9 protein-coding genes and 2 pseudogenes are annotated in these 7,099 nt (G+C 57.6%); 6 read left to right on the forward strand and 5 right to left on the reverse strand.

Annotation, left to right across the window (positions count from 1 at the left end; genetic code table 11):
• Nucleotides 1–413, reverse strand: a 413-nt coding sequence (locus DWZ15_RS08675; protein WP_147352328.1) for a class I SAM-dependent methyltransferase, incomplete at its 3' end; no start/stop codon positions are given.
• A 563-nt stretch (nt 414–976) separates the two neighbouring features.
• Here DWZ15_RS08675 and DWZ15_RS08680 point away from each other — a divergent pair.
• The gene (locus DWZ15_RS08680) at nt 977–1,426 is read left to right on the forward strand and encodes a hypothetical protein (protein ID WP_118450495.1); all 450 of its coding nucleotides are present in this window, start codon (nt 977–979) and stop codon (nt 1,424–1,426) included.
• Between the two features lie 138 nt (nt 1,427–1,564).
• A pseudogene (locus tag DWZ15_RS08685) lies at nt 1,565–2,182 on the forward strand (GyrI-like domain-containing protein).
• Between the two features lie 442 nt (nt 2,183–2,624).
• Here the strand turns inward: DWZ15_RS08685 and DWZ15_RS10895 are convergent.
• A complete protein-coding gene (locus tag DWZ15_RS10895) occupies nt 2,625–2,738 on the reverse strand; it encodes a DUF6019 family protein (protein ID WP_369833301.1) in 114 nt (37 codons plus the stop codon).
• 170 nt (nt 2,739–2,908) lie between these two features.
• Here DWZ15_RS10895 and DWZ15_RS08695 point away from each other — a divergent pair, with 170 nt between their 5' ends.
• Both DWZ15_RS08695 and DWZ15_RS08700 read left to right on the forward strand, forming a co-directional pair.
• On the forward strand, nt 2,909–3,262 hold the full coding sequence (locus tag DWZ15_RS08695; protein ID WP_118450497.1) for a dihydropteridine reductase: 354 nt from the start codon (nt 2,909–2,911) through the stop codon (nt 3,260–3,262).
• Nucleotides 3,263–3,291: 29 nt separating this feature from the next.
• Nucleotides 3,292–3,915, forward strand: a complete 624-nt coding sequence (locus DWZ15_RS08700; RefSeq protein WP_118450499.1) for a TetR/AcrR family transcriptional regulator — start codon at nt 3,292–3,294, stop codon at nt 3,913–3,915.
• Nucleotides 3,916–4,186: 271 nt separating this feature from the next.
• On the opposite strand, the gene DWZ15_RS08705 is transcribed toward DWZ15_RS08700, so the two are convergent.
• Nucleotides 4,187–4,537, reverse strand: coding sequence for a helix-turn-helix domain-containing protein (locus tag DWZ15_RS08705; protein ID WP_117862520.1), 351 nt, complete (start codon nt 4,535–4,537; stop codon nt 4,187–4,189).
• Nucleotides 4,538–4,698: 161 nt separating this feature from the next.
• Here DWZ15_RS08705 and DWZ15_RS08710 point away from each other — a divergent pair, with 161 nt between their 5' ends.
• Complete coding sequence (locus tag DWZ15_RS08710; protein ID WP_118450501.1) at nt 4,699–5,337, forward strand: NAD(P)-dependent oxidoreductase; 639 nt, start codon at nt 4,699–4,701, stop codon at nt 5,335–5,337.
• Between the two features lie 137 nt (nt 5,338–5,474).
• Here DWZ15_RS08710 and DWZ15_RS08715 read toward each other — a convergent pair whose 3' ends face one another.
• Nucleotides 5,475–5,915 carry a MerR family transcriptional regulator gene (locus tag DWZ15_RS08715; RefSeq protein ID WP_118450503.1) on the reverse strand — a complete coding sequence of 147 codons (441 nt, stop codon included), beginning with the start codon at nt 5,913–5,915 and terminating at the stop codon, nt 5,475–5,477.
• A gap of 152 nt (nt 5,916–6,067) precedes the next feature.
• On the opposite strand from DWZ15_RS08715, the gene DWZ15_RS08720 reads away from it, so the two are divergent.
• Entirely contained in the window at nt 6,068–6,832 is a 765-nt protein-coding gene (locus DWZ15_RS08720; protein WP_118450505.1) for a carboxymuconolactone decarboxylase family protein, read from the forward strand.
• Here the strand turns inward: DWZ15_RS08720 and DWZ15_RS08725 are convergent.
• A pseudogene (locus tag DWZ15_RS08725) lies at nt 6,816–7,099 on the reverse strand (hypothetical protein); the annotation flags it as partial. The gene DWZ15_RS08720 and the pseudogene DWZ15_RS08725 overlap by 17 nt on opposite strands.

Genomic DNA, 7,099 nt, shown 5'->3' on the forward strand with positions numbered 1-7,099 from the left:
GTTGGCGCGATGAGCACGCCGTCGTCCTTCAGCACCCGCCTGATTTCTTGCAGGGCCTTTTCCGGATGCGGCACTATGTGAAGCGCGTTGGACGCGATCACCACTTCGAAGGACTTCTGCGCATAGGGCAGGCGGAACATATCCTGCACGGAAAAGTGCAGCTTTGCGGATTGATTGTCCCGCTTTGCTTCAAGGATCATCTTTGCAGAGGCGTCCGTAGCCTCGATGCGCGCCGCCGCATCCACGACGCTCTTTGCGACAAGCCCCGTGCCGGTGGCAACCTCCAGCACGGTCTTTGCTTTCACCACCGGCCGGATCAGCCCATACATCTTCTCATACGCCGCCCGGTCGTTTCGCATGAAACGGTCATACCGACCGGCGTTCTTGTCCCAGAAACCCTCGCGTTCGTGCATGGCTGTCGCCCCCAAACAGTTAGAGTCATCTAACTATAACACACGAATCATGCAGTAAGATGAGGCTAACCTTCTTTTCTTGGCTAAGACGCATCTCTTCGGTTTTCGCTTATAACGGCGCGAATCAGATACTAGGCTGGAGCTGAAGAAAGAGCTCGGCGGACAGGTAGGTCGATACCGGTTCCCGGAACGGTGATCAAGCCAATTACACCAGGGCCCTAGTCATTGAGTGGGAATAGAAAATTCCTTAGTTATGGGGGTATAAATTTGATTTCCTTTAGGATACACCCCCATAACTATATGAATTGACCTGCTGACTCCAATGAAGATTGGAGGGCAACTGCCAGGGGTGACGGCCCAGCGAGTGTTATTTTGCGAGCTATGCGCGTTGAAAGCGACCTTTCGTGGTATAAACTGCTTGCCGGAAGCCGCGGCTTTCAGAGTACGGCTTACGTGTACGTTTAACCTCCGTGGGCGACGGGGTGCCGCAAGGCGTAGAATATCGCCCACCTGTAGGGGCCTGCAGCGATGCGGGCCCCACTTCGTATGAAGAGGCGCAACCGGTGAAGGTCGTATCCATCTCCCAGAACTTCTTCGACCTCGTCGAGGGCGACCGCGAGCTCATGCTTAAGCACAATCTCCCCTGCATCGTGGTGGTGAGGCTGCGTTTCCGCGGGAAGCGCAGGGACTTCGCCGTACCGCTGCATTCCAACATCGCCCCCAACGTGCCCAAAGACCAGTACTTTGCGTTGCCACCCCGCCCCACGACGCGCCCCGGCTGTCGCCACGGCATCCACTACATCAAGATGTTCCCCATAACCAAGTCCTACCAGCGCCGCTTCAGGACCGAGGGCTCGGCCTACTACGAGACGCTCCAGCGCATCATCGACGGCAACACCAAGCGCACTGTCTCCGAGTGCCAGGCGTACCTCGACCGCTACGAGCGCGAGGGAAGGCCCCACTTCGCCGTCGACATCGACCGTATCGTGGGGCTGCTGGAGGGCGAGAAGTAGGGCACCTCGGCTCAACCCCGAGCATGCAGAACCGCTTCACATTTTTGAACGCCGCGCGCCCCAAATACCCGAGAAATAGGCCATGAGGTGCGGCGGCGCACTCGTGCCTGCGCGCAGCCATCTCCATCAGCGTCTACGGTGCGCTACAACATCGCGGGCAAACCGCCTGACAAGCCGAGCATTCTGATCGTTCCGTCTATGAGCTACGTTGCCGTGCGGGGCAAGGGCGATCCCAATGCCGAAGGCGGCGCGTAGCAGAACGCGCTGCCGATGCCCTACGGCGTTGCCTATGCCATCAAGATGTCGAAGAAGGGACCGCGTGAAATCGAAGGCTATTTCGACTTCGTCGTGCCGCCACTCGAGGGCTTCTGGTGGCAAGACCGCGCCGATGGCGAGATCGATTACACGAGGAAGGACGACTTCAACTTTATCTCGTGCATCCGCCTGCCCGATTTCGTCACTCGCGAGGATTTCGACTGGGCCGTTTCGGAAGCTGCCACCAAGAAGAAGCTGGACTTCTCGGCGGTCGAGCTGCTGAGGGTCGACGAGGGCCTTTGCGTTCAGTGCATGCACACTGGGCCTTACGACGACGAGACGACGACCATAGACGCCATGCGCACATTTGCAGCGGAACGGGGCTACGCCCCCGACTTCTCCGAATTCCGCCTGCATCACGAAATCTACCTTTCCGATCCGCGCAAGTGTGTGCCGGAGAAGCTCAAGACCGTGATCCGCCATTCCATCAAGCCGATTTAGCGAAACGGGCGCCGCCGTGCGGTCCGGCTTTTGGGGTTTATCAATTGGCAGTCCGCGATGATCGAGCAGGCTGCCTGCCTCCCGGCAGGTGCGTAATTCCTTTAGTCGATTCATCTCGAGGTGCGTTCTTTGCTCATCTTGTGGCGCAGAGTTATGAAACTCCCAAAAGTGTAATCAGATTCGAGTTTTAGGAGCAGCTCTTGAAAGGCGATAGACTGAAACGCCGTAATAGATACCTCGAGGAAGCGATGCTCTTTCGTGATGCCGACCTTATCAAGGTAAGCACGGGCGCGCGAAGGATAAAGCGCAGGGGACGACCTCTCTATGCCACACGTTACGACCTGCACGTTAAGGCGCTCCTCAAGACGAATTCAAATGAATGAGTGAGCATCATTGTCCCCGAGGGCAAAGCAAGGCCGTTTTAGGGGCAGCGAAACTGGATTTATCGATCCTCTTGATCCAATCCAAGTTCTTTCAACTCTTTTTCGTTTTGGATATCTTCGGCGGTATTCTTGCCAGTGACAGCACCGTAGGCCTCTTTTATGCCGTTTTTCACTGCTCATTTGATAACGAAATACAGCGCAATCATCATTCCGAGCAGTTGCGGTGAGTGTCGACATTCGCCGATATAACATGGACACAACGTCCCGCTCGTGTTCATCAATCGCCTGCGCGTTCTTCCTATTCTTGGGTTGTCGAACAAGCCATAGAGAAAAGGAAGAAAACATGGACACCGACAAGATCTGCGCGGAATCGATCGCCAAGCAATACGCGCCCAAAAGCGCCTCCAAGCTCACCGCGCTCAAGAAGCTCGATGCCAAAGCAAAGCGCCCTGCGAACGTCTTCGCCTACAGCTTTGGCATCGCTTCCTCGCTGTTGTTGGGTGCGGGCATGTGCCTGACCATGGGTATGCTGGGACCTGGCGAGGGCACGTTGTTTGTGCTCGGAATCGTCCTTGGTATCTTGGGTATCGCAGGCGCAAGCGTGAACCTTGTGCTGTATCGCCGGATTCTGGAAACCTCTAAGAAGAAATACGCCTTTGAGATAATGGAGCTTGCCAAGGGAATTGCCGGCGAATAGCTTTTGGCATCAGGGAGAGGCAGGCTTGGGTGAACAGGCAGCAGAGCAGATACTTTACGACGGCGCAGCTTATGGACGAGACTTTGCTCGACTTGCTGCAGAACAAGGGCGCGGAGTTCATAACCGTTAAGGAGATTTGCAAGAAGGCCGGGGTGGGGCGCTCTACGTTCTACCTTCACTACCAGGGTGTCCCTGACCTCGTGAAGGAGTGTTCGGAGCATGTGAACACCAAGTTCTTCGAGCGCTTTGAACAAAGCGCCGCAGACACGATCGGGGCTATCCGTACGGCTTCCCTCGATGAGCTCGTTTTCGTAACCGACGAGTATCTGAGGCCCTACCTCGAGTTCGTCCAAGACAGCTGCTCCATCTATCGCGCGATGCTCGCAAACGGGCATACGCTGCAAGCTCAGGAGCGATTCGAGGCCCTAGCGAAGCACATCATCGACCCAGTGTTGGAGCGCTTTGGCTATCCCAGCGAGCAGCGGGCCTTTGTCATCAGTTTTTATGTGCATGGGCTCTCTGCCGTGGTTCAGGACTGGATCCAAAGCGGCTGCGAAACGCCTATCGATGAGATGGTGCGCATTATCAAAACCTGCGTGCACCCGAACGGCACGAACCGACGTCTTGCCAACGCTAAAGAGAGACGCGAATGAAACGATGTGACGGCGACGCCCCCTAGGCGCCAAGAGCGCGGGCCGCGCATCCGCCTTGAGAATACTGCGGAAGGAACGGGAAGCGAAAGCAGCAATCTACCTTGGTAAAGGGCGTGTGTCCCTTTCCGCTGCTCGCGCGGGCCGACTCCAGCCGTGCCGGGACCGCCAGCGCGGCCTCGAAGCCGTTTGCGGCGAGAACCAAGGAGGAGGGTTTCCCGTGATGGCGATAGGACGGAGGGGTTTCTGTAGGCGTGTAACCAGTAGGAGCTACTTATCGAAGCCCGCCGCCGCGGAGCTGCTCCTTGTAGTTCTCGCCCCAAGCTCTCATTGCGTCAAGAACGGGTCTGAGTGTCTGTCCCAGGTCGGTGAGCGAGTACTCCACCCGTGGGGGCACCTCTGCGAACGCTTCACGATGAACGAGCCCCGTTTCCTCCATGGTTCGTAGGTTGCTGGTAAGAACTTTCTGCGAAATCTTGCCGATCGAGCGTTGCAGCTCCTTAAAGCGCATCGTGCCTTTGAGCGAGAGTTCGCGCAGGATGAGCACCTGCCACTTGTTGCCGATGAGTAAAAGCGTTGTCTCCACTGGGCAGGCAGGCAGGTCCTCCAAAGTCGGTGCCGTCATATTCGCGAAACCTCCGTCTGCAATCATGCACGTCATTTACATTAGTTTCCTTTTGGTGCTTACAGCACTATTATGTGCCTACTTTCCATTATATACCTTTGACGCGTATCGTATGAGCTGCAAGGAAAGCGGCGGCGAGTGCCGCAGGTCGAAAGGAAAGCATGATGACCAAGAAAATCGCAGTTGTAGCAGCGAACGGCAGGGCCGGCAGCCTCATCGTTGAGGAGGCCGTGCGTCGCGGATTCGACGTGACCGCCATCGTACGCGGCGAGAATAGGACCGCCGCTCAGAACTCCGTCATCAAGGACGCACTCGAGCTCACGACGGAAGACCTCGAAGGATTCGACGCCGTGGTGGACGCCGTGGGCGGCTGGACGCCCGAGACCATCCCCGGTATCACCGACGCGGGCATCCACTTGGCTGATGTGCTGGTCGGCACCGATGTGCGCCTGCTCATCGTGGGTGGCGCGGGCTCGCTGTTCGTCAACCCCGAGCATACGGTCACCGTCGATATGGGCCCGGACTTTCCCGATGACTGGAAGCCGCTGTCCGCCGCGGCCGGCAAAGTCCTTGCTCACCTTCGCGAAACGGACGGCCTCAAGTGGACCTTCATTTCCCCTGCTGCTGACTTCCAGGCCGACGGCGAGCGCACCGGTGAGTATATCTTGGCGGGCGAGGAGTTCACGCTCAACAGCCGCGGCGAGTCAACGCTCTCGTACGCTGACTATGCGATTGCCATGGTCGATGAGATCGAGTCCGGTAACCACGTCGCCCAGCGCATCTCGGTTGTGAGCAAGTAGCTTTATGCCGTTTGGGAAATGGGAGGGTCGATGCCAGCCGCGTCGACCCTCCCGTTGCGTACCGGGGCAACCAGTCTTGTTGCCTAAGTTGTGACATCTTAAACAATGGTTGAGTTTCAGAAGGGACGTTTTTGGCACTATCGAGCGTGAGCGTTTTCGTAGGCCTCTTTGATGTCTTCTGGCAAGCCGTCGGGAATCAGTGCCTTCAGCTCAGCCTCGTTGTTGCTCTGATTCAGCTGCTCGTAGTACCAGCATTTGTACTTCAGCATGTCCAGCGCGCGGTTCATGTTCGCGATCTCTAGCTCCATGTGGGTCTTCCGCTCCTCGAACATGGCCTTGCGTTTGGGGTATGTCGATGGACCCTCCGCGCACCATTCCATGAACAGCCGGATGTCCTTGATCTCCATCCCCGCCTTCTTTAGGCATTCGATGACCCGAAGCGCCTCGAGTTCCGTATCGCTGAACCGACGAATGCCGGACGCCCGCTCCAGCCCCGGGAACAATCCCTGTTTGTCGTAATAGCGCAGCGTTGAGGCGGGCAAACCGAACATCTCCGAAACCTGTCCGATTGTGTACATGGTTCCTCCGAATCAATCTCGAATTCATTCCTTGACCTAAAGTCAGGTTTAGGTATTACCTTCATTCTCGTCATTAGAACAGGGATTGCAAAGGGTGTTCCGTAATGTGGAAACAGATTTGCACCTAAACCATCGACAGGGGGAGATCGATCATGGCAATTAAACAGACGGCAGGCAGGGATGCCCTGGGGGACTTTGCCCCCAAATTTGCACAGCTCAATGACGATGTGCTGTTCGGCGAGATGTGGAGCCGAGAAGACGGGCTTTCCCTTCGAGACCGCAGCGTGGTGACGGTGGTGGCCCTGATGGCGCAGGGGCTGACGGACTCTTCGTTCCAATATCATCTGATGTCCGCAAAGAACAATGGAGTGACCAGGACGGAGATAGCGGAAATCCTTACGCACGCGGCGTTTTACGCGGGCTGGCCCAAGGCGTGGGCGGCCTTCCGTATGGCGAAAGAGGTCTGGGCGGATGACGATGCCGTCGACGCAAAGGCACGGCACCAAAACGAGATGGCCTTTCCCATCGGTGTCCCCAACGATGCATTCGCGAAGTACTTTATCGGGCAAAGCTACCTCGCGCTCCTTTCCACCGAGCAGGTCGGCATTTACAACGTTACGTTCGAGTCCGGCTGCCGCAACAACTGGCACACCCATCACGCCAAAAGCGGCGGCGGGCAGATCCTCGTCTGCGTGGCTGGTCGAGGGTTTTACCAGGAGTGGGGAAAGCCGGCACAGGAGCTGCGCCCCGGCGACGTGGTCAACATCGCCCCGGGGGTGAAGCACTGGCACGGAGCCGCGCCCGAGAGCTGGTTCTCCCATCTCGCGCTGGAGGTTCCGGGCGAGGAGGCCTCCAACGAGTGGTTAGAGCCCGTGGGCGACGGGGAATATCTCAAAGAGACTAACAAGGAGGCTTAAATACCTTCGCCGTCCGCGCCGCCGAGAGCAGGGCGCCCAAATCGGCCTGGATCGCCCCTGCCTTGCTTCCAAGCTGCAGCGGAGCCGAGCCGCCCGAGATGTTTACGCTCAAAAGGTGCGCATCCGGCAGCTTCGCGGTCATGCTCCAGAACGGGAGCGTGATGATGCCGGGGGTCATCTCGCCCACGCCGAGCTCCAGCAACAGCACGCGGCGATCGCTGCGCTCGCGCACGAAGCGCTCGTATCGTCCGAGGCTCTCGCGCCAGG

The sequence above is a fragment of the Collinsella sp. AF29-7AC genome (genome assembly GCF_003475665.1).
Classification (GTDB): Bacteria; Actinomycetota; Coriobacteriia; order Coriobacteriales; family Coriobacteriaceae; genus Collinsella.

What these genes read in the sequence shown, in the direction of transcription:
- DWZ15_RS08695 (WP_118450497.1), top strand. Translation starts at nt 2,909, where the DNA reads ATGGACACCGACAAGATCTGCGCGGAATCGATCGCCAAGCAATACGCG.
- DWZ15_RS08705 (WP_117862520.1), bottom strand. Translation starts at nt 4,537, where the DNA reads ATGACGGCACCGACTTTGGAGGACCTGCCTGCCTGCCCAGTGGAGACA.
- DWZ15_RS08710 (WP_118450501.1), top strand. Translation starts at nt 4,699, where the DNA reads ATGATGACCAAGAAAATCGCAGTTGTAGCAGCGAACGGCAGGGCCGGC.
- DWZ15_RS08715 (WP_118450503.1), bottom strand. Translation starts at nt 5,915, where the DNA reads ATGTACACAATCGGACAGGTTTCGGAGATGTTCGGTTTGCCCGCCTCA.
- DWZ15_RS08720 (WP_118450505.1), top strand. Translation starts at nt 6,068, where the DNA reads ATGGCAATTAAACAGACGGCAGGCAGGGATGCCCTGGGGGACTTTGCC.